The organism is Echinicola vietnamensis DSM 17526, from assembly GCF_000325705.1.
Taxonomy (GTDB): domain Bacteria; phylum Bacteroidota; class Bacteroidia; order Cytophagales; family Cyclobacteriaceae; genus Echinicola; species Echinicola vietnamensis.
The window spans coordinates 3,055,102-3,077,386 of record NC_019904.1 but is presented as its reverse complement, the minus strand read 5'-3'; the positions used below and the strand labels follow the sequence as shown (position 1 = coordinate 3,077,386).

At 43.7% G+C, this 22,285-nt stretch carries 18 protein-coding genes; all 18 read right to left on the bottom strand.

The window, feature by feature from the left end:
- Positions 1 to 51: 51 nt before the first annotated feature.
- A complete protein-coding gene (locus ECHVI_RS23325; RefSeq protein WP_015266388.1) occupies positions 52 to 1,332 on the bottom strand; it encodes an ABC transporter ATP-binding protein in 1,281 nt (426 codons plus the stop codon).
- 234 nt (positions 1,333 to 1,566) lie between these two features.
- Positions 1,567 to 2,382: an ABC transporter permease gene (locus ECHVI_RS12630; protein WP_015266387.1), complete on the bottom strand. Its 816-nt coding sequence runs from the start codon at positions 2,380 to 2,382 to the stop codon at positions 1,567 to 1,569.
- A 439-nt stretch (positions 2,383 to 2,821) separates the two neighbouring features.
- Positions 2,822 to 5,146, bottom strand: coding sequence for an arylsulfatase (locus ECHVI_RS12625; RefSeq protein WP_015266386.1), 2,325 nt, complete (start codon positions 5,144 to 5,146; stop codon positions 2,822 to 2,824).
- Between the two features lie 268 nt (positions 5,147 to 5,414).
- Entirely contained in the window at positions 5,415 to 6,107 is a 693-nt protein-coding gene (locus ECHVI_RS12620; protein WP_157501390.1) for an endonuclease/exonuclease/phosphatase family protein, read from the bottom strand.
- Positions 6,108 to 6,222: 115 nt separating this feature from the next.
- Entirely contained in the window at positions 6,223 to 7,389 is a 1,167-nt protein-coding gene (locus ECHVI_RS12615) for an Sb-PDE family phosphodiesterase (RefSeq protein ID WP_157501387.1), read from the bottom strand.
- A 115-nt stretch (positions 7,390 to 7,504) separates the two neighbouring features.
- Positions 7,505 to 9,256 (bottom strand): RagB/SusD family nutrient uptake outer membrane protein, encoded by a 1,752-nt coding sequence (locus ECHVI_RS12610; RefSeq protein WP_041739776.1) that lies wholly within the window; start codon positions 9,254 to 9,256, stop codon positions 7,505 to 7,507.
- A 21-nt stretch (positions 9,257 to 9,277) separates the two neighbouring features.
- Positions 9,278 to 12,808: a SusC/RagA family TonB-linked outer membrane protein gene (locus ECHVI_RS12605; RefSeq protein ID WP_015266382.1), complete on the bottom strand. Its 3,531-nt coding sequence runs from the start codon at positions 12,806 to 12,808 to the stop codon at positions 9,278 to 9,280.
- Between the two features lie 128 nt (positions 12,809 to 12,936).
- Positions 12,937 to 13,965: a FecR family protein gene (locus ECHVI_RS12600; RefSeq protein ID WP_015266380.1), complete on the bottom strand. Its 1,029-nt coding sequence runs from the start codon at positions 13,963 to 13,965 to the stop codon at positions 12,937 to 12,939.
- A 290-nt stretch (positions 13,966 to 14,255) separates the two neighbouring features.
- Complete coding sequence (locus ECHVI_RS12595) at positions 14,256 to 14,798, bottom strand: RNA polymerase sigma factor (RefSeq protein ID WP_015266379.1); 543 nt, start codon at positions 14,796 to 14,798, stop codon at positions 14,256 to 14,258.
- A gap of 134 nt (positions 14,799 to 14,932) precedes the next feature.
- Complete coding sequence (locus ECHVI_RS12590) at positions 14,933 to 15,214, bottom strand: Rdx family protein (protein WP_015266378.1); 282 nt, start codon at positions 15,212 to 15,214, stop codon at positions 14,933 to 14,935.
- Between the two features lie 376 nt (positions 15,215 to 15,590).
- Positions 15,591 to 16,109 (bottom strand): hypothetical protein, encoded by a 519-nt coding sequence (locus tag ECHVI_RS12580; protein WP_015266377.1) that lies wholly within the window; start codon positions 16,107 to 16,109, stop codon positions 15,591 to 15,593.
- A 92-nt stretch (positions 16,110 to 16,201) separates the two neighbouring features.
- Positions 16,202 to 17,002: a hypothetical protein gene (locus ECHVI_RS12575; RefSeq protein ID WP_015266376.1), complete on the bottom strand. Its 801-nt coding sequence runs from the start codon at positions 17,000 to 17,002 to the stop codon at positions 16,202 to 16,204.
- 121 nt (positions 17,003 to 17,123) lie between these two features.
- A complete protein-coding gene (locus tag ECHVI_RS12570; protein ID WP_015266375.1) occupies positions 17,124 to 17,693 on the bottom strand; it encodes an HdeD family acid-resistance protein in 570 nt (189 codons plus the stop codon).
- Between the two features lie 117 nt (positions 17,694 to 17,810).
- Complete coding sequence (locus ECHVI_RS12565) at positions 17,811 to 18,401, bottom strand: outer membrane beta-barrel protein (protein WP_015266374.1); 591 nt, start codon at positions 18,399 to 18,401, stop codon at positions 17,811 to 17,813.
- A gap of 11 nt (positions 18,402 to 18,412) precedes the next feature.
- The gene (locus ECHVI_RS12560) at positions 18,413 to 19,048 is read right to left on the bottom strand and encodes a DUF4136 domain-containing protein (RefSeq protein WP_015266373.1); all 636 of its coding nucleotides are present in this window, start codon (positions 19,046 to 19,048) and stop codon (positions 18,413 to 18,415) included.
- Between the two features lie 60 nt (positions 19,049 to 19,108).
- Positions 19,109 to 20,167 (bottom strand): HAD family hydrolase, encoded by a 1,059-nt coding sequence (locus tag ECHVI_RS12555; RefSeq protein ID WP_015266372.1) that lies wholly within the window; start codon positions 20,165 to 20,167, stop codon positions 19,109 to 19,111.
- A gap of 63 nt (positions 20,168 to 20,230) precedes the next feature.
- Positions 20,231 to 21,298, bottom strand: coding sequence for a BamA/TamA family outer membrane protein (locus tag ECHVI_RS12550; RefSeq protein ID WP_245553305.1), 1,068 nt, complete (start codon positions 21,296 to 21,298; stop codon positions 20,231 to 20,233).
- Positions 21,299 to 21,564: 266 nt separating this feature from the next.
- Complete coding sequence (locus ECHVI_RS12545; RefSeq protein ID WP_015266370.1) at positions 21,565 to 22,137, bottom strand: DUF4136 domain-containing protein; 573 nt, start codon at positions 22,135 to 22,137, stop codon at positions 21,565 to 21,567.
- Positions 22,138 to 22,285: the final 148 nt, after the last annotated feature.

Below are 22,285 nucleotides of genomic sequence, written 5' to 3'. Positions count from 1 at the left end.
CAAATAGCGGGCATAATTCTAAGCACTTGTTTATAATTTTTTTTAATCGCTTCAAATCACCGAATAGGTTACGTTTTTTAATTGATATTGATTTAGTCTGGAATTAAATGGATAGGAAGATCTCAGATAATCGGAAGTCACAGCTCGTATTTTCCCTACATTATGAAGGACTTCATATTCTGTGTCCAAATATCCAAAGTAAAATGACAAACTTAAAAGCTCATCCCTATACATAGGGAATTCATCAATTCTAATTATGACCTTGCCTTCTGTATTGTTCAATTTTACTAATTTCCTAAAGTTCCTATTATTAAAAGCTAATAACCCATTCAGCTCACTATCGAATAAACCAAACCCAATTTCCATCGGCATATTCAAATGAGAAACTTTAACTTTATAATCCAATATTATTTCTAAAGACTGCCCGGTCGTGATGCTATTCGTTTCTTCTCCATCAACCTTAATACAAGCTGACAACAAACCAATTCCTTTTAATTTTTTATCTGGATGGTTAGTCAGGAGCATTTTTGATGTACCAAGAATGGAGTCTTTTTCCACATAAACTTTCAGTACCTCTGAAGTTCCGCTCTCACATTTTATTGATCCATTTTCAATTAAAATAGCTCTTGAGCATAGATTCCTGACAGCCCCCATATTATGGCTCACAAAGAGCACGGTCCGTCCTTGGTTTTTGCTTACATCCTCCATCTTTCCGAGGCACTTTTGCTGAAATTCATAATCTCCCACGGCCAGCACCTCATCGATGACCAAAATCTCCGGCTCCAAATGTGCTGCTACCGAAAAACCCAGACGCACTTTCATGCCCGAGGAATAGAACTTTACCGGTGTGTCCACAAACTTTTCTATGCCCGAAAAGTCAATGATTTCATCCAATTTCCGGTCGATCTCTCGCCTCGTCATGCCGAGGATGGTACCGTTCATATAGATATTTTCCCTGCCGGTCAGCTCAGGGTGAAAGCCAGTGCCTACTTCCAGTAAAGAGGCCACGCGGCCATTCAGGGTGATTCTACCTGAAGTCGGTTCGGTGATTTGGGAAAGTATCTTTAGCAAGGTGGATTTACCGGCGCCATTTTTCCCGATGATGCCCAACACCTCCCCTTCATTCACCTCAAAGTTTATGTCCTTCAGTGCCCAAAATACCGATTCATCTTCCTCACCAAACTTACTGAGTTTGCGTAATCGCTGAAAATTCTCCCAAGGCGACTTGAGGATATTGCCCACCTGTCCCGCTAAGGTTTTGGAGCGCCTTTCTTTCAGGCCTAAGCGATAGCGCTTGGAAACGTTTTCTACTTTTATAATCGGTTTGGACATGGCATAGATCGTTACTGGGTAAGAGACCAATCACTATTGTCACTTGGGCATTACAAATGCCACGGTCGTGCGATCCTCATTACAAATGCGGATCAGAAGCTTTAGGATGGCAAGTTCCTTCTATTTCCGTAGCGAGACCACAAATCCCAAACAGCTGCCTGAGGCCTTTGACCTCCCATAGAAGCGGAAGCGGAGAAGTATGCTCAGTACTCATATCTAAAGTCTCAAGACTTCCTACGCTACATCAGCAAACACCCGCTCCATTCGCCGGAAATAGAACATCCCAAAGACAAAAAGTACCAGAGCCACCACTGCTCCTGGCCAAATCCATTCCCAGGGCATCGGTCGGTCCAAGAAGGCTGCACGGAAACCTTCGATCACTCCCACCATTGGATTCAGTATATAAAGTGGCCGGTAGGCTTCTGGAACGGCTGTCGTGCTGTACACGACTGGCGCCGCATACATCAGCAACTGTACCAAAAAGGTAAGGGCATGCTTGACATCACGGTACTGGACGGCCATAGCAGACAGGATCATACCCATCCCAAGAGACGTCAACAGTAACTGCACGATCAACAGCGGCAGAAAAATCAGCCCCCACCCGGGCATGACCTTAAAATAGACCAAAAAGCCTATCACCACCAAAAAGGCGATGATAAAATCTAGCAGTTTGGCGAATATCGATGCCAAGGGCAGTACCATCCGCGGAAAATAGACCTTGGTGATCATGCCCGAATTGGCTATAAGGCTATTGGCCGATTCAGTAAGGGTACCGGAAAAGTAATTCCAAGGCCATAAAGCCAAATAGGAAAACAAGATATAGGGCATCCCATCGGAATCGACTTTGGCCAGGTTCCCAAAAACCACGGTGAAGACCAACGTGGTGAACAGGGGCTGGATAATGGCCCATGCCACGCCAAGGATACTTTGGGCATAGCGGGCCTTGATCCCACGTAGGGTAAGAAAATATAGCAGGTCCTTATACCGCCATAATTCCCTGAAATCTACCAGCTTCCATCCCTTGGATGGTTCAATTATCTTTGAAGACACTGTGGGTCGTTGAATTTATAAACGAAATAATCATTCTCCGGGCTGTTAGCTTTCTGTATGGGATCTTTTCACCCTAAACGCAGCTTCGCCCCGTCAATCACATGAGGTGATTTAGCCTTAACCTTAAGAGTAAAAAAATTACTCATGAGTAACAAAATTACTCGTAAAAGGTAAAATTGCAAGTAAACCTCCCTGGAATTAAAGCCCTTGTGGATAAGCCGATGAGACAAAAAATCATGCTTTTTACCTGATAGATATTTTCACTCAACAAAAGTGTATCTCGTTTATTTTTTATTGCAATTCAAGTAAAAACCAATCATGGATCAATCCATAGTGAGCATAAAAAAAGTTCCTCCCCTTGTATAAATACGGGAAGGAACTCTTCTTAATTTAAGTCTCTCTGGAGGCCCCAATATCCACCAGTCAGTTGAAATCCATCTTAGTTGGTACCTAAGTCAATTCGGATATTGCTAAGTTTTCCTGAAAACTTAAATGGTGTATCATAATTGTTGTCAACAGGTGTTCCACCATCTTCTCCGATATCCTGTGTTTCATCCATCGTATATCGGAATGGGGTGGTTTTGGAGACCTCTCCTTCTCCGACCAATTGTCCATCCACAAAGAGTTTCACTTTTCCATTTTTCCCTACTTCTTTTCCTCCTAGGTATTCAAATTCCGCCTTCAATTCATGATTTCCAGCAGAAACTTTACCATTGGACTGGATGGTATATCGCTCCAGGTCAATGTAATTGTGGGTGAAATATAGGCTGCCATTTTTCATGTAAAAACCCCATCCAGCAGTGTTTCCACCTTGTGTAAAGATCATACCACTTGCATTTTTACCAATTTCGGCATCCACCGTAATGGTGAAACTCTTATTTTTCAAATCAGGTGCCGTGGCTTCTGGAATCCCGGAAAATGGCTTCGGATACACAAAGTGATCCCGTCCGGCACTTGGGTTTGGTTTCCCGGTGATTTCTATGGAAAATCTTTCCGCACCCCTCCAATCCATCGGAAGCGCATTATATTTGCTGGCTTGGGCCCACCAAAGGGTCTGTAGTTCCTCTAACTTTTCAGGATTGGATTCGGCCAAGTTATTTGCCTGGCTAAAATCTTCTTCAATGTTATAGAGTTCCCATTCTGCAGTCATGGGATCATAGGTATTCACATCTCTGACTGGATCCCAAGGTTCAAAAGCCAAACTGGATGCCCACCAGCCATCTTTATAAATCCCGCGGTTCGAAAACATTTCAAAATACTGCATGTTATGGGTAGTGGGAGCATCGTCATTGGTCAGGGAAGCCAAGAAGCTTGTGCCTTCCACGGGTTTTTGAGGAACTCCATTAACCATCTCAGGTTGCTCTAGCCCTACTGCATCGAGGATTGTAGGCATGATGTCCGTCACATGGGTAAATTGGTCTCTAACCTCTCCATTTCCCTTAAACTTGGCAGGCCAAGAAACGATCAGTGGATTTCTCACACCACCGAGATGACTGGCTACTTGCTTGGTCCATTGAAAAGGGGCGTTCATGGCCCAGGCCCATTGTGAAGGAAAGTGATTAAAGTGCTTTTCGGTACCTAATTCGTCCATTATGGGGAGCATCTCCTCATAAGTGGCCGCATGCGCATTGAAGAAAGCTATTTCATTCATCGTTCCGTTCAGTCCACCTTCGGCACTGGCGCCATTATCGCCTACAATGTAGATAATCATGGTGTTGTCTGCATCAGGAAGGGTCGCGACATAATCCAACACACGGCCGATCTCATGGTCCACATGAGCACCATATGCAGCAAAAATTTCCATCATACGGCTGTATAGTTTCTTTTGATCCTCATCCAGCGAATCCCATGCAGGAAGACTGGCCGGTCTCGGGGTCAATTCGGCATCCTCCGGGATTACTCCAAGTTCCTTTTGTCTTGCAAAAGTCTGCTCTCGGTAAGCATCCCAGCCCATATCAAACTGCCCTTTATATTTATCCAACCACTCCTCGGGAGCTTGGTGAGGACTGTGGGTAGCAGCTGTGGCCAAGTAGGTAAACCATGGCTTTTCAGGCTCCAAAGCTTCAGCTTTTTGTAAATATTCAATGGTTTTGTCAGCCAGTAAGGTACTCAAGTGTTTCTTACCCTCTGGTCGCTCCCATCGATCTCTATTCTCCAGTAAGTCATACTTAAACTGGTTGATATCTCCAGCATTAAAGCCAAAGAAATAGTCAAACCCGAGCCCGTTTGGCCAATGGTCAAATGGCCCCAAAGGTCCCACCTCGTACACAGGGGTATTGTGGTTTTTACCGATCCAAGCAGTAGCATAGCCATTCTGACGTAGAATCTCTCCTATAGTGGCCGTGCTCTTGGGGATTATTCCCGTATAGCCATCATATCCAGTGGCCAGTTCGGTTATAATACCAGTACCCGCTGAATGGTGATTACGACCTGTAAGTATGGCCGCCCGCGTAGAAGAACATACAGCCGTCGTATGAAACCTATTATAAATCAACCCATTATCGGCTAATCTCTCCATATTTGGAGAGGGAACCCCTCCTCCCGTAACGGAAAATTGACCAAACCCTACATCATCCAACAAAACCATTAGGATATTAGGTGCACCTTCAGGTGGTGTGATGGGCTTGGGAAAAGCAGCAGGGTCACTGTCTTGAAAAGTCGTCCCTACAGTACCTTCAAAGCGATATTCTGTATGGGGAAGGGTCTTCTGGGCAAATGCCTGAAATGACAACAACAGCATTCCCGAAACTAAAATCTTTTTCATTGTGTCAGTGTTTAAATAAAATTAACGTGTGGAAATAAGAATTAAATAATTTCACTTAAAAATAGACTAAAATACTGAAAAAATGAAATTTAATACTACTAAAATTACAAAATCAAATTATCTCCGAGCAATCATATTAACATTCATCATGACCAACTACTCCAGCCCCATGTCAAACGTATAAAACCGTAAACAATCACCTCCCGTAAATCCGAAAGTTCATTTTTAATGATATCATTCAGTTTTTAACCTGCATTGTATCAGCCTATCACTTCGTCATTTCCCATACACTTAAAATAGGTAAATGATCGGAAAGATGGTTCCCTACTCCCACTTCTGAAGCTAAAATCTTGTGGATAGCATTATGACTCACCATGATATAATCTATTTTCTTAACGGGATTATCATTGGGAAATGTAAGCTTATCCGCTTCCTGGGTCTGCAAAAAATGCTTCTTCAGTAATACTATTTCTTTAGAATCTGGCTCGGCATTAAGATCACCTGTAAGGACTACTGGAAGGTCACTGGCCAAGAAATTCACCACCTCTTGGGCCTGAAGCAGTCGGGTTTCCTGATCCAAGGCAAAATGCACCGTAGCAAAAATTATTTCCTGACCACCAGGTAAGGCAACTTTAGCTGACAGTAAGGCCAGTGTGCCCTTTTCCCCATTGGATCGAATACTCGTGATCCGGTCATTTCGAATATCCTGCAATGGGTATTGTGAAAGAATCCCCAGTCCATAAGCTCCTCCATCATAGGCAAAATGCCTCCCAAAGGCCGCATTCATCCCCGTAATCTCAGACAAAACCTTCATTTGATCACTATTTCCAGAACGGGCACAAACGCTATCCACCTCCTGAAGACCAATGATCATGGCTCCGCTGGACTTGATGAACTGGCCAATTTCCTGATACGTCAGCACTTCATCTTTATCTGCGCCGTGATGAATATTATAACTCATCACCTTCAGGTTTTGGCATACCGTCCATTTAGGTATGCAAAAGAGCAGAAATACAGCCCCCATGCATTTAAGCATAAAGGGCTGCAAAGAAATGTTTATCATCCGTAACAGGTCATTATTGGTTTAAATCCTTGAAGGTAAACACCGTCTCTAAAGCTTCATCTGGTGTCACCAGCACATTCCCCACCGTAACGGCCAACTGAGTTTCATCAGGTGTCTTCCAAACCGCTTTCAGCACCACCTCCTTCTGCTCTTGCGGCCCCAGCGTTAGCTGCCCTAGGGGGAGCAATTCGATATCATAACGACTTTTTAGCTGTAAGTGAAAAGGAATATCACTGGTATTTTGCAAGGTCACGCTTAAAATCGGTTCGCCATTTCGATCGATGCTATTAATGGTAGCTTTGACGGCTGCCTTGAAAAGCGCTTCTGCTTCTTTCTGTCGTGCCACTATATAATCATCAAAGTATAAGGCTGTACGCTTGGCCCGCATGGCCTCTTCTACTCCCTCTGGCGATCTTTCTTCCACAAAAACCAAGGTCATAGGGCGATGTGTATCAGCATAGCGTGGATACATGTCATAATGCTCGTCGGTGTTGCACAGCATCGTCAGGTCATATTTCATGGCCATTCGATGCGCGATAATATTGTACCTCCCGGAATTGACTACTTCTACACCTCCCAATATTCCCTTATCCAACAATTCTTGATGGAAATCAGTGAACAATACCGTATCCTTCTTGTCCCACCACTTATAACTGGGGTGGTTATAGGACACAAAAGCTCCTTGCCGCTGTGCTTCCAAAAACGGAGCCATCACCTGATCCCTGGTCACTGAGTCTTTCATGATGAATTGCTGATGGGTGTTTTCCATATAATCAATGGGGAAACTGTTGGCATCTTCCAGAAAAATGGCATTATGGTGATAAGGAGGAACTCGCGGAGAAATTTCCACGCCTTTGATCACCATCAATCCTTTATCCTTGGCCGCAGCCGCAGCGATCTCATAACTTTTGTTATAGTCTTTTTCGATTTCATCAGGAAATCCTTCGTAATCCATGTGTTCGGTAATGGCAATAACATCCATCCCGTCCCGTAAGGCTTCTTTGACCCGAAAAGTGGGCCAAACATGACCATCCGAAAACACCGTATGCATGTGAAAGTCTCCTTTCAATGTCTGATAACCTGGGATATCGGGAATGACTATATCGGCCTGCCGGCCAAAAGTATTGTCGATGATGCTCATGAGCATCATCGACAATAGCACTATTGTTTTATTTATCATATAAATGAAGTCAATATGGTTTACTTCAATACGTTACCTATAAATAACACCAGCCGACCAATGCATCAGGCGCTTCACCCTAATGCAACAAGGTGCTGAAGACTACATCAGTAATTTATTCCCAACCTGGATTTTGGCCCAAATCCGGGTTGAGTACCAAATCAGTATTGGAAATAGGATGAAGGTATTTTTTATCAGGAAACTGTCGATCTTCATTGGCCCTCCAGACGATATGCCCCTTGTCACCTTCCGTCAAAATGGAGTTGGTACCATCGATGACAAAGTAGATTACTCCAGCAACTTTACTTTCAGGAACGGTTTCCACAAAAGCCACATCAGGCTTGCCATTTCCATCCAGATCCATCGGCTGGTTTAGGCCTGGCACGTAAATCCCTTCCCAAGGCATCTCCACCAAGTCACCTTTTTTCCATCGCAGAAGATCGTCATACCGGAATCCCTCATAGCATAGCTCAATTCCTCTTTCTCGCCTGATCTCCAACAGAAACTTATCCGAGATACTGGGGAAATAAACCGTTTGGAGATAACTGTCTGCTGTCGCAGGAATACTGGAATCCACCCCTGCCCGCTCACGAAGTGGCGCAATGGTCTGCTCCCAAATGGATGCGTCAAACTCCCCAAGCTCCGCTTTGGCTTCGGCATAGTTTAGTAAAACCTCCGCATAACGGATCAGCGGAATGGAATTATAGGATTCAGAAATACCATCCAGTCTACTGTCATCCAAACTGAATTTAAGAATATGATAACCGGTGTAGGTGTAACCAAAATTCGGGGGAGCAGGAGTACCATCCAGCCTGGTATAACCCAGCGAGCGAACGGTTTGGGCCAAGCGGAAATCACGATTCTCCATTTCTCTAACAAACTGAATCGTATCATAGCCTTGCCGCTCGGTAAACCTACTACCATCGGTCATCAGATAGGTATTGACAAACTGCTTGTTCAGCCCCCAGCGGTTACCGTAGGTTGCACTGTTAAACTTCCAAGTGATGTTATGCCATCTTTTCAAGGCATTATTGTAAACCACTGCCCACATCACTTCCTCAGAAACGGGATTTTCATTTGTAAACAAATCCCGATAATCCGTCGCTGGACTTCCCGTGCTGTAAATTTGATACTGCTGGGCATCCATTACGGACTTAGCTGCATCAGCCGCCTTTTGCAATAGCTCCCCTACAGTTCCTTGGAGCCCAAGCTCCTCATGATACTTGCGATAAGTTCCCTCAAAGAGGCAGACCCTGGACATAAAAGCATAGGCTACTTGCCTGGTAACTAAAGAAGAGCCATTGTCCTTGGAGTCCCGTATATGCGATGTCGCAAAATCCAAGTCCTGTAACATCGAGTCAATCACCATTTCTCGAGGGTCACGTGGTTTGTACAGATCAGGATCCTCTGTGGACAGTGTCTTGGAATACCATGGCACATCACCATACCGCTTCACCATATCAAAATAAAAATAGGCCCTGAAAAACCTGGCGATTCCTTCATAGTGATCCCTCGCTTCTTGTGGAATCACTTCATTATCGAAGTTTTCCAGAAAATAATTGATATTCCTCAAATCGGACCAATTCCAAGCGCCTTCATCTACGGAGGAATATGCACCGGCGATAAAGTTATTGGATTGGTTTTTAGAAGTGAATTCTCCCATCTCATCACTTTGGACCACTGCCAATCCCCCGGGAACCTGCCGCTGATAAAAGGAATTAGAATAAAGCTCCAAGTCCTTTTCAGATTGGAAAAAGGTGTTCGGCACCAACTTGTCCACTGGTTCTGTTTCGAGGAAATCCTCGCAGGACACCAATATCGGCACCAATGCGATTAATGCTATAATTATGTGAAATATCTTTTTCATGATCATTGTCCAGTTTGTGGGTTAGAAAGAAAGGTTTACGCCAAGTGTGTAGGACTTGAGCATGGGATAGGCATCTCCCTGCCCATAACCATTGGTCATATCACCGAGTGGGTTTTCGATGATCTCAGGGTCAAAATTATCCGTATGCTTGCTCAGACCGGTACGGGTCCAGATGTTTTGTCCGGTAAAGAAAATCTTGGCCCGCTGCATGCCGATTTTGTTCACCCATTGTGTGGGAAGGGTATAATCCACCGTAATGTTTTTCAAACGGATATAACTCGCATCCTGAAGGTATCGGGTCTGTGGAGCTCCCAGTGACCGTCCTGTGCCCAAAGCCGTATAACCTCGTAATCGTGGAAAATAGGCATCAGGGTTTTCCTCCGTCCAATAGTCATTCATCATTTTGGTAGGCTGGAAACTGTAAGGTCTGTTATAAATCCCCCAGAAAAGGTCTGCCTCTGGCGCAAAATACCAGTCCCTTTTGGCTATGCCCTGGAAGAAAGCAGAGATCCCAAAATTATTCCAGTTGGCATTCAAGGTAAATCCAAATTGGTATCGAGGAGTATTGTTCCCAATGACCTTACGGTCTCCTGGGTTGTTGACCGTATTGTCACCCTGGTTGATCACACCGTCATCATTGAGATCGGCAAATTTAATGTCTCCGGGCAGCCAAATGTTTCCATTGGAATTGCGTAGAAAATCCTGATCGGCATGGTTAAGCACTTCTTCCTCGGAAGTAAACAAGCCCTCGGTAACATAACCCCAGATTTCTCCCACATTCTGGCCTACATAATAACCTGATCCCAGTACTTTTTCAGGGTTGTTAAACTTGGTAATGGTAGACCTGTTGTCCCAAAGCGATCCATTGAAGCCGTAGGTAAAAGGCTTTCCGCCTACAATGGCCTGATCTTTCCAGGTAAGGGTAAATTCCCAACCTTTAGTAGACAAGTCAGCATAATTACCATAGGGCTCGGTGGCTCCAAATACATTTGGCAAAGGCTGTCCATAGGTAAACATATCAGTGGTCATCCTGTTATACCAATCGTAATTGACACCCAAACGACCATCCAAGAAGGAGGCATCCACACCGATGTTAAAGGTAGTGGCACGTTCCCAGGTCAACCCGGCAGGAATCACCCCAGGAAGTGAAGTATACCCCTTTTGGATACCTTCCAGCATTACGCTGGATTTATTGACAGACATGGTTTCCAAGTACCGATAGGGAGCTACATTTCCGTTTCCAAGAGAACCATATGAGGACCTTATTTTAAGATTGGCTAACCAATTCCTGGTATTTTGCATAAAGCCTTCTTCAGATACATTCCATCCTGCAGAAACCGATGGGAAGAAACCATATCGCTCATCGGAAGGAAACTTGGAAGAGCCATCATAGCGGCCATTAAATTCCAATAGGTATTTATCCTTATAGCTGTAATTCAACCGGTAAAAAGCACCCAAATACTTCCATTCACTACCTCCGCCTCTGATGGTGTAGTTGAGTCCATCCAGCAGGTTATAATCTGGCTTGCCGGGCACCAATAGCCCGTCACGGCTAGTGTTCCAGTTTTCTGTTAACGAACTCTCAATGTTATATCCCAAAAGCAATCCCAAGTCATGCTCTTCGTTTAAGGTTTTGTTAAACTGGGCTGTAATGTTGGATCCCCAGTAGGTCGTTTCATCTTCATACTGTCGCAACAAGCTATTGCCAAAACGGTTGAGGTCACCCGGAGCATTACTGTAGTTGACGTAGTTGTTTACCCTCTTATCCTTGATGAATTTCTTGGAGAATGTAAAGTTTGCCTTAAGGGTCAAAAGATCTCCAAAAGGCGTTGCGGTAAGCGTTGGGGTATTTCGCACAAAGAAATTGCTTTGGTCAGATCGGCTATTTCCTTCCAAGAAAGATGCTCCTACATAAACCCCATTTTGAGAATAAGTACCATCAGGATTGTTCATCAGTAACATCGGGTAACTCTGCACGGCCAGGTATCTCCAAATATTGATATCTCCATTTGCCAACAAGGGGTAACCATAGGTATAGGTGCTCAGGTCAAAGTTATTTTCCAAGACCAACCAATCGTTCAGGTTTACCTCTCCTTTAGCCCTGAGGTTATACTTATCAAATTTATCAGAAGAATAATTAAAGATCCCGTCTTGGTGGTAGTACATGCCGGAAATAAAGTATCGGGCATTTTCATTGCCTCCGGAAGCACTGATGGAAGCCTCTGTAGCCGGCATATTGTCTTTGTGATGGTATTTGAACCAGTCAGTATTCCCATAATATTCGTAGCGGCCCACTTCTTCGACATACTCTACCTTGGGCAAGCTCGGATCCTCATCATGCTGACGAAGCCTATCCAGGTATTCCAAGGAAAAAGGAAAAGTACTGTTTACTGAAATGGGATGTGTTTTATAGTCATACCAACCGTAAAAAGCCTCGTCAAAATTTTTCGCCCATTGGTAGCCATTGTTCACCAAGTCTGGCACCACAGTACGCTTGTTAACAGAATGGTTAAGGTTTACATTGAGTTGGCTTTTTCCTGCTTTAGCGGATTTGGTGGTGATCAGTACCACGCCAAATGCCGCTCTGGATCCATAGACTGCTGCAGAAGAGGCATCCTTCAGAATGGTCACGCTTTCCACATCATTGGGATTGACCAGGTTAGGATCACCTTCCACACCATCAATGAGCACAAGGGCGTCACCACCGGCGCCGATGGAAGTCATTCCTCGAATATTAAATGCTGCAGACCTTGTTGGGCTCCCATCCACCATTTTGATGTTTAAGTTTGGCAGGGTTCCTTGCAGCATTCTGGTGAGGTTCGGCGCTGGACGATTTTCGGTCACTTCACTGCCTACTTGGTTTACGGCACCGGTAAGGTTAATTTTCTTTTGTTCCCCATAGCCTACCACGACCACTTCATTAAGGGCCGAAATTTTCTCTTCCAGCTGGACGTCGATCACATCCTTATTGCCAACCGCCACCTCTTGCGAAACAAAACCCACAAAGGAAAATACCAGCACACTATTTTCAGGAACATTCATGCGATAACGACCGTCCAGGTCCGTTGTAGTCCCATTCGTGGTACCCTTAACCAAAACGGTCACTCCCGGAATTGGCTGATTATTGGCATCCATCACGGTTCCACTTACAGTAACCTCCCGAATGACGATTTTGCCAAGGTGTAAGCCTTTGATCGGCTTGATGCTGATACGGTCATTGACCTGCTTAAATGCCCACCGGTGTTCTTTGGAGAGGGTCAACAACACATTTTCCAATGGTTCATTGCGGGCTTCAATGGATATTTCTGTATTGGATGGAATGATCTTATCATCATAGATAAAAACAAAGTCCGTTTGGGATTTGATGGATTCCAAGACAGAAGGCAAAGGCGCTGCCGTCGCCTTGACATTCACGGTAACTTTCTCCATATCTAAGTTTCCCTGAGCCTTGCTGGGCCCTGCATGGAGAAGGTTAAGGAATGCTAACTGGAATACAAAGCCAATAAGGGTGTATTTGCTGATCATACGGATAGCATGTAATATTTTTTTCATAGATTTGTCATGTTTTGATGATGTGAAATGTCATTGAAATAAAAGGGCAATAGAATGGCCTGAGAAACTCTTCTATTGTCACTTGGGAGGCCGGTTTTCTTGAACTGGCTTTCTTTTTTCATAGGCAATCAGTCATTAAAGGTGATGGTGATGTTTTTCTTGTTGATTTTGTATTCAAATCGGTAGGAATAGGCCAAACTTTCCAGCAAATGGGAGAGCATGGCATTTTTAAATTCCCCGGTAAAGCGAACCTCGTCCTGAGGCGGATTGGTCACCGTGATATCGACGTCATACCACCGTTCCAGCATTGGAACCACTTCCCTCAGAGGTGTCTTATCAAGCCAGATCTTCCCCTCTTTCCAAGCAATGGCCTGATCGATATGAAAGGAAAAAACAGATGATAGTTGTCCATCCTCAAGCCTTACTTCTTCGCCAGGAGATAACTGGACCGATGGTTGATCCTTAAATGCATGATACACTTTTACGATCCCACTGGCCAACTGTACCCGAATGGACGCAGCGTCAAAAGTGCTGATGTTAAAAGATGTCCCAAGGGCTTGGGTTACCAATCCCGCACTGTGAACCCGAAATGGGAGGCTGTCCTTGGCCACTTCAAAATAAGATTCCCCGTTCAAAAACAACTCACGATGGGTCTCGCCAAACCCATCTTGGTATTTGATTTCCGTAGCGGCATTAACATAAACCACGCTACCATCCGGAAGACGAACTTTTGATTTCTGTCCTGCGGGATTTTGATAGGTTGTCCACGCTGCCACCGTTTGTGGTACTTCTTGCTTCCCATATTGACTTACATAAATGGTCAGCACAGTAGCCATCAATAAAAAAGTGACTACCGCAGCACGCAGCCATATTTGTGTTTTATAGCCTGTAAATCTTTTATGAGCGGAAACAGTACGCGGATACGTAGCATCCGAAGAGACTCGACCTCCATTTCCTTTATCAATCTTATCATGGATCCGTTTAAGCATATCGGGGCCCAAATCTTGGTCAGCCGTCTCCCACTCGCTATCATAACACTCATCGTACCATTGATTGAGGTGATCAAGCTCTTCCGCTCCCAAGGGAATGCCGCTTAGCAGTTTTCCAATAAGCCTTGTGACCTCTTTTGGAATGTTGACATTGTTGTGTTCCATCATTAGTAAGTGTCATCAGCCCTCCATCTCTACTCGATCATTCGATTACGAAAAAATTAATCCTTACACTCGATCGTTCACATTGGCGTAACACAACATGTATGAATCAAGAACCAAGCGTAAACGCTGGGGACTGCCCGTTTGCTTAATGAAAAAACTGCGGATAAATAAAAACACCAAAAGAGCCTAAAGGCCCCAATTGCATATTGTATCCTGCACTGAAAAGAATTTATAATATACTTTGGTCTTCCATTACAGCACATCAGAAGTATGGCTTCCTTCAATCCACTCTACTATAAAAAATAATAGCCCTTTAGTTCCTTTTTGAGGTACTTGGTGGTTTTGGAAAGCACATTATGGACAGACTGCGGAGCCATGTTCACCTGTTCGCTGATCTCCCGGACAGACACCCCTTCCATTTTGTTCATCCTAAAGATTTTATGATGCATCGGTGCCAACTGCTCCAGTTTCACTTCAATCAAGTCAAAAATTTCCTCAAACTCCATAAATGACGCACTGGCACTCAATTCTTCCAAATGACTAGCACTAAGTTGTTCATGTCGGTTTAATTTATCCACCTTCCTGAACACCTTGTACTTGACAGCTGTCAGCAAATAGGCCTTTAGGCTGACATTGATATCGAGGCTTTTTCGGCGATTCCAAAAATCTATAAAAATATCCTGCACCACATCCTGAGCCAAATCTTGTGACTTTAACCGCCCCACAGCTGCCTGATACATGACCTCCCAATACTGATGGTACAACTGATCAAACGCACGGAGATCATCGTTACGAATACTTTCCAGCAATTCAATATCGGGGTGATGCGGTACCATGGATGTTGTCAGTTCACCATAAAGATAATGCCACACCGAAAAGAATCTGAATATTTGATTTTAACAAATCATTATGAAATAATAAGTAAACACATCCAATTCCTTGCTTATAGGCCTACCCCCCTAAAAGGCCATTAATGCTGCTTTCTATCCGCATGTCCCAGACTCCTCTCTGGAGCAATCACATCCCTTACCAGCTGCTTCAATTCGGTGATTTCAGGGAAACGCCCTTGCTCCTTTCTGGACCATATCAGTTGACCATTGGCCACCACTTCAAAAATCCCTCCTGTGCCGGGGCATAGGCTGAGTTCATCCAGTTCTGATTCGAAGGTTGTAAGCAATTCTTGCCCCATCCACGCAGATCGAAGGAGCCAACGGCATTGGGTACAATAGGTGATTTTTACGTGGTTTGACATGTTTGAACAATTTACTTTTGACCAAATTTACGGTAAGAAGCTGAATCAACAAACCTTACAAGGAGCATGTAAGGGATCCATCGGAAAAGTTGGGGGCTAAGCTATTTCGATAGCTAATCATATTCCGGCCACTTTTAGTGTCTATTAGGCCACGGTTGAATGCTGATAAACATAGATAAGATACACACCACTGTAATCTATATCCATCCCTTTTATCTGCAGCTTAAAATGACGCAAAAGTTTACCATGGGCTCCTTTGGTTATGAAAACGACTCTCTCAAGGCTTGGATATGCTGCTTGTTGGATGCTATCAGCCCCCTTCTTATTTGCGAGAAATGTCCCCTTTATACTCCTTGTAAGGTTCAAATGCAGGAAATTATTCCCTCACAAATGTGTAGGCCCCTAGGAGAGTACTGGTATTGGTCACGCCATCCATCGATTGGGAAATGACTCCTTCATAAGACAAGACCATCTTTTCATGTGTCAATTCCAATATAGTGCAGGAAGATGCAGGTTCCCCCTCCGATTGCACCGACAGTTGATCCCCACTCCGGTTCCACATGCCATTGGACATAAAACCTTCCATGGAAACGGGCAGCTCAGCTTGCTGCCCATACAAATCATAGCGAAGCATGACGACGTAATCACCTTCTGCTGTAAATGTATTTGGAGACTCCTGAATCGTTAATGTACAATCCAGATCTTGTCCTTTTCCTTCAAAATTTGATTCGAGACGCTCCCCCAGCCAGTCCACAACTGTAACGCCCGAATAATCCAACTCGGTCAATCTCCACTGACCAGTTACATCAGCATGAACTTCAGGCAACTCGCCCTCTGTACATGAAAACGCAAAAACAATAAAGAAAATAAATGCAGGAAATTTTAGTAGTTTCATTCTGTGTTAGGTTAGATTAAAAACAACCTAAACATACTACTTTTTTATGTATTTAAAAACCATAATTATACATACAAAACTAAAAACACTATTTAATCCCCCATAAACTGCATGTTGATCCCCGTGAACAGCTGAAATTGAGGCTGGGTTCCTGCATGAAGCAATGAATATTGCGGCTCTATAAAGAGATTGAATACGGTGTTCTCTACTTTCACCACTTTTCCGATCCCCAACCCCAATGGTACAGAAAAAGCATCATTCTTAATGTCAAAGCCCCAAATAGGTGCTCCCCTTAAATAGGTCCCTCCACCCAATTGCCAGAAATAAAAGGGTTGAATGGCAGCTATATTGGTTCCCGGGCGGTCGCTATCACCGGCAAAAGAGGCCTGCCAGGTTAATAAGCCTCCAAATTGAAACACCGCGGATTTGGCAACAAAGGCCACCATCGCAAATCCACCTTGCCACTTTCCTGTACCCAAAGCAGTTTCTGTCGCGGTTGGTGCAGTAATATTTGGCCCTATACCTATCGTAGCAGACGGTTTGGAGATAAAATTATAAGACATGAAGGCATTGATATCCCCGAGTCCATTAATGGCATTAACACTCCCGTCAGCGGGATTCGGCACCCCTGTGGTATTTAAAGGGGCAGACACTCGAAGAAGCCACTTCCCCTCACTAATCGGCTTAGCAAACCTCACCCAGGCATTATTGAGGTAAGCATCTTTTGGAGCATCTGTCAAGCGGGGAATGTAATAATTGTGAAAGTTAATGGCCGTCATATTGGCCAAGGGATTATTCGCTTGTGCTGCACTGCCTTTCTTTCCTGCATCTTGAGCTTCTACGCCCATTGATATCATGCAGAATATGACGATAATCGTTAAATGTATTTTCATAGGTCTTTAAAGTTTGATGCTAAAATCAAGGATGCTCGAATTGTTTGTCCTGCTCATTTTTTAACCATCACCGTTCTGTTGAGCAGGTATTTTCATCACTCACATGGCTCAAACCGATCTTTTAATGCGAAAGGTGCTTCCCAAACTTTCTTAGCTGAAAAGACAAATATACACTCAAGATGCCGATGGAGAGAAAACACAGTGCTGTCCAACTGACTATCGTAAGTCCTCCCAAGACAGGATTCCAAATAAGGATAAAGGAAAATATCACCCCCAAAATTCCCAGAAATAGCAAACTTGACCAATCTGAGAATCCCATGTGCTTTATTTCATACGCATAACTTATACTACCCACAGACCGGAAAAGGATCAAAAACCCCAAATATAAGGGCATGGTCGCCAATGAAACCTCAGGCCTGCTGAGCAACAATACCCCTACCAAACAATTAAATATTCCGAATGCCAATATCCATCCCCACCGGTCAAAAATGCGCTTGTTGATCACAGCAAACATCACCTCTCCCAAACCTGTAATCAAGAATGACATGCTGAACAAAAATGACAACGCCAAATAAGCCTTTGCCGGCGTAACAAAAGTGTAAATACCCAGTATTATAAATAATAAACCTACAATAAACAAAATATACCAGTGGCGTATGGTTTTAGTAATGGGATTATTCTCTACATTCATAATGATAGCTATTTTAAAAGAGGACAAAACAATCAAGGAATTGAGGAAAATACCTCCCAAAGTATCGGGAACACATACTCCTCAATTCCAATCTATTAACAGAAAATTATTCAATTTTTACAATTCAAAACCTAGCTTTAGTGCAAAATAAGATTGAGGATCATTTAACTCATTTCCTGCCTGAAAACCGTTATAATATTGGATAGAAACCGACGTCGAAAATTGGTTGGCAAACTCGATAAGCATGCCAACTTCAGGAGCCAAGGCAAAATTCCACGCTTCCTGCTCCAAGGTAAACTGGCCCATATCCGTATTTCTACGGGTATAAATGGTGCCTACTCCGACACTAACAAATGGATTCACTGCAGCTCTTGACTCCAAGTAATAGGTACCATTAAACAAAATGGGAATATGATTGCTGTTGCGGTATTGCTTACCCGATACCGCTTGATTTTCAAAATGATAGGTATCATAAGCCAATTCCTCATAAAATACGTTCCAGCCTGTGGATATCCCTACTGCGAAGTGGTCATTGACCATCCCTCGATAATCAAAGGCAATTCCTCTAAAACTGGAAGGTTTTACATATTCTCCCAATTCACCGATAGCAAATCCAACTGGATAAGATAACGTCACTTTATTTCTCTGAGCTGACGCTTGATGGGAAACTACTATTCCCAACACAAGCATGATCAATATTTTTTTCATATCGCTTAGCATTACTGGGTTTGGAGGTAGGGAGATTGGTCAAAAGCCTGATCAATGGCATCTGTTACACGATCAATATCATTATAGTACGTAAGGATCCCATTGCTTACCGATAGCCAGGCAGCACCGGATTTATTAACGGGATTGTTTTCAGCCGCATCCGGATCTGTAAACACCAAGATCAATGATCCTGTAGAATAGCTACTTACAGGATAATAAGGTGGATAATACCAGCCCCACCATCCTGGGTAATACCAGCCCCACCACCAGTCATACCACCAATCATAGTAATAATTGGTCGTACTGGTTGCCGCTGGCATCATCAGCATATCTGGGCCATCCTCCACTCCTACTCTTGACCATCCATAACTTTCCATATTCTGAGCGATCTCAGACAGAATAGGAGTAGCATACTTATCATCTAAATACACATAGGAAGTATCGCCATTGTCTACTTTCACATTTGTCACGATCTGATCCGGCATAGCGTAAGTACCCTGAGACTGGAAATCAAACTCCTCGTCATAAGTCGTATAAACGATATCCATATCCTCCACGTAATCTGGACCTGAAGGTAGGCACCCCCAAGTGAAGGCAGCTACTAAACCAATAGCCACCAAGGATAAAATAGTTTTATGGTTCATCATCTTTATGGTTTTTTACTAATGTTCTTCATAGAGTTAACATGGAAAATGGAAATGGCAGCATCAATCTGTATTTCCCCCATCATTAGGATAGATAATTTTCCAATCGCGCTTCATGTCCACTATCACCCAATCCTTTTGCAGGGCTTCCTCCCAGCCGGCCTTAAAAGTGCCAATGTGTGAAGTGCTATCGTAAGCCCATTCACGCTCACCATCGGTGTGATGGACATAGAGCTTGAAGCTTTTCTTTATATTAGCATCCGCCCACCGAAGCATCTGAAGATCGCCATCCGAATTGCCCGCTGCGAAAACCGGCTTCCGCCCAATGTAACTATGAATGCCTATGGGCTTGCCTTCCTTATCATCATTAAGATCGATTTCTGGAAGGATCATGATCTCTGGCTTGCCATCATTGTATGCGTATTCCGTTTTAAAGCTACTCCCTACAATCTGGTCCCTGGGAATCCCATAAACCTCTTCGGCCCAAGGTCGCATAAAATCAACCCCTCCGCCCGACACGATAAAAACCTTAAATTCATGTTGTTGCAAGTATTTCACCAATTCCAACATCGGCTGAAAAACCAATTCGGTATACGGTTTATTCTTAGTAGGATGCTTGGCCGTGGAAATCCAATCCCGCACTATGCGCTCAAATTCATCAGTGGTCAACCCCGTATGGCTGGCCATTACCAATTGGAGCAGCCCCGTGCCTCCTTGCGCCATCAGCGCATCCATATCATTTTCCAAAACGGCCTTGTAAGGCTGCTTGTCCTTCCACTCGGGATGATCCTCCGACATGGCCTTGATACGGTCTATGGCAAAGAAAAACTGAAAATACATCGGCTGCTCAGACCAAAGGGTCCCGTCATTATCAAAGGTCGCAATGCGATCCTTTTCCTCTATGAAATGAGGACTTTCCGGGTTGGTCACTTCCTCCACAAAAGCCATGATGGCTTGCTTGGAAGCGACATCATTCCAAGAAGACAACCCATTTCCGTCCTCTATTTCCCTCGAGGTAGTAGGCTTATCTATTACATCGTCTGTTTTGGAAGCACATGACACCGCCACAAACGACCAAACGAACGCCACCAACCATATCCGCAATATCCTATTGTTTTTCATAAGCCAAACACGTTTAATTTATTATAAATATCGAAGATCCATTTATAATTGTCCATCAAACTCCTAATTCCGGTTGTTCCATGCATGGCCAAAAACGATGTACCACCCAAAGTCATCATTGGACCAAGCCACATCTATTCCTGTCCGCAGTCCAAACTTTCTGGCAATAAGGTACCGAAACCCTCCTCCATAATTGTAAACTAAATCTGCATCACTAAACGACACTTCATGGGAGGGTGCTTTGGCCATTCCGGCTATCAAAATCCCACTCCACCGCAGACTAAAATCGTATCGCTGTTCTGTTTCCACCATGTACACTTGATCGCCTTGGTAGCGGGCCATGGGTACTCCACGCATATCGATAGATGGTTTCGCATAAAAGGGCGGGTCACCAAATTGCCATACTCCCTCCAGCCTGACGCCACTAACCCACTTTGAAGTGGGCTGCATAAATTTATAACCGGCAACATTCAATTTTTGGTAGTTGTAATCACTGCCTGTCCATTTGGCGTTGATGCGATAGGTGGACAATAAATAGACTCCTTTATTAGGCGTAAAGACATTATCGCGTTTATCAAACTGGATATCCGGACTGATCGTACTGATGTTACTGCTCAGTTCCTTGTCCTCTAAAAAAGAGGGCACTTCGTTCAATCCAAAATCAGGTCTGGCATTGATATGGGCAAATGAATAGTCCAACCCCATATACAACTCGGTATCAGAAATCTGTCGCAGGAGGGAAACGAAAAATCCGTTGGTCTTTAGATTAAAGCCCAACTCCCGCTCGCCAATCACAGGGAAATCCCGGTAAAAATCCATATTGACATCTCCGTGAAATACTGCTACACGATATTTCAAGTGTTGCTTTGGCAAAGAAGCTATTCGCACAGCGCCAAACCCCCAGCTCTTATTTCCGGTATACCCTACAAACCCTGCCGTAACATCCGGGGGAATATACCTTCCCGGCTCCTGATGCTTGTTGGGCTGTATGAAAATAGGGGTAAACACTCCTCCAATACTCCCCAAAGCCGGCTCGGTAATCAACTGTGGTACAGGAATAAACCCATGAAAATCAATTAAAAAATCACTCATATCAAGCTTGCCATCCAATGAATCCTTTAGAACACTCATGCTAAATTTTTGCTTAGGCTTTTGTGCCATAACCACAGCAGGTACCGTCCAAAGCAGTAAAAAAATGAAAATCGATAAATATCTTTTCATTGTTTCGTTCATTTTCACTTTAAAAATCCCTACCAATTTTTCGTTTCCAACGGTTTCTTAATTAAGAAAAATGGATAGCTAGCTGGATAAAACCAGCTGGACATTCCACTTAAGTATTCATTGAAGGAAATTCTCTATCTAAAATTTTAAACCAGCTTTACGCTACTAAGAAATGCTTACATCTTATCTACCGGAAATTTCTTCATAAGCTTTTTGATGTTCTTTGGGATGGTCCTGTCCCGCTTCTCAGGCTTTTCGGTCACCCTTGAAGTTAAAATCCCTTGCCAAACAAGCTTATCGCTGTCAACGTCGTACATGTCTACCACCAAAGTCCCTTCTGTATAATCGTCATCACTGTAAGTGGTGGTGGCCGTTACATTACCAGCCCCCAATCCCCAGCCCCATCGCGGACCGTAGCCATAACCGCCCATGAAATCGGTATAAGCAGTAGTACTGGTTTTTTGGTCAAGTACAACGTAGAGGGCTATTTTTGCATCTGCATTATCTTCAGAATGGACCATACCCCTTGCCTCGAATTCTGACTTAAGTGCCTGAAGGATGCGCTTTTTATCAAACTCATTGAGCTGCTGATCACTGTTCTTTTGCCATCCTTCAAAAGAGTAGGTTTTGTACATGGAAAAGTCGGTCTCCTTATCATGATCACTTTTCACCTGCGCCGCCACAAAATGACTGCTTATCAGTATTACAACTACCGAAAACAATACGGGAAGTAATTTGAATTTTTTCATAATGAATGTTGATAAATGTTGATCCTAATTTTAATGAGCAGCAAGTATATCAGCCACATTACCACTTATAGTAAAGCTAAAAAAATGAATCCGGTTAGTGGGGAGAAATATTCATAAGATGGTAAGAATTATAAATTTTTGCACTGAA

Bases quoted from the DNA above. Each gene is read 5' to 3' on its own strand.
- ECHVI_RS23325 (WP_015266388.1), bottom strand. From the start codon at position 1,332: ATGTCCAAACCGATTATAAAAGTAGAAAACGTTTCCAAGCGCTATCGC.
- ECHVI_RS12625 (WP_015266386.1), bottom strand. From the start codon at position 5,146: ATGAAAAAGATTTTAGTTTCGGGAATGCTGTTGTTGTCATTTCAGGCA.
- ECHVI_RS12620 (WP_157501390.1), bottom strand. From the start codon at position 6,107: ATGAGTTATAATATTCATCACGGCGCAGATAAAGATGAAGTGCTGACG.
- ECHVI_RS12615 (WP_157501387.1), bottom strand. From the start codon at position 7,389: ATGATAAATAAAACAATAGTGCTATTGTCGATGATGCTCATGAGCATC.
- ECHVI_RS12610 (WP_041739776.1), bottom strand. From the start codon at position 9,256: ATGAAAAAGATATTTCACATAATTATAGCATTAATCGCATTGGTGCCG.
- ECHVI_RS12605 (WP_015266382.1), bottom strand. From the start codon at position 12,808: ATGAAAAAAATATTACATGCTATCCGTATGATCAGCAAATACACCCTT.
- ECHVI_RS12600 (WP_015266380.1), bottom strand. From the start codon at position 13,965: ATGATGGAACACAACAATGTCAACATTCCAAAAGAGGTCACAAGGCTT.
- ECHVI_RS12595 (WP_015266379.1), bottom strand. From the start codon at position 14,798: ATGGTACCGCATCACCCCGATATTGAATTGCTGGAAAGTATTCGTAAC.
- ECHVI_RS12590 (WP_015266378.1), bottom strand. From the start codon at position 15,214: ATGTCAAACCACGTAAAAATCACCTATTGTACCCAATGCCGTTGGCTC.
- ECHVI_RS12580 (WP_015266377.1), bottom strand. From the start codon at position 16,109: ATGAAACTACTAAAATTTCCTGCATTTATTTTCTTTATTGTTTTTGCG.
- ECHVI_RS12575 (WP_015266376.1), bottom strand. From the start codon at position 17,002: ATGAAAATACATTTAACGATTATCGTCATATTCTGCATGATATCAATG.
- ECHVI_RS12570 (WP_015266375.1), bottom strand. From the start codon at position 17,693: ATGAATGTAGAGAATAATCCCATTACTAAAACCATACGCCACTGGTAT.
- ECHVI_RS12565 (WP_015266374.1), bottom strand. From the start codon at position 18,401: ATGAAAAAAATATTGATCATGCTTGTGTTGGGAATAGTAGTTTCCCAT.
- ECHVI_RS12560 (WP_015266373.1), bottom strand. From the start codon at position 19,048: ATGATGAACCATAAAACTATTTTATCCTTGGTGGCTATTGGTTTAGTA.
- ECHVI_RS12555 (WP_015266372.1), bottom strand. From the start codon at position 20,167: ATGAAAAACAATAGGATATTGCGGATATGGTTGGTGGCGTTCGTTTGG.
- ECHVI_RS12550 (WP_245553305.1), bottom strand. From the start codon at position 21,298: ATGAGTGTTCTAAAGGATTCATTGGATGGCAAGCTTGATATGAGTGAT.
- ECHVI_RS12545 (WP_015266370.1), bottom strand. From the start codon at position 22,137: ATGAAAAAATTCAAATTACTTCCCGTATTGTTTTCGGTAGTTGTAATA.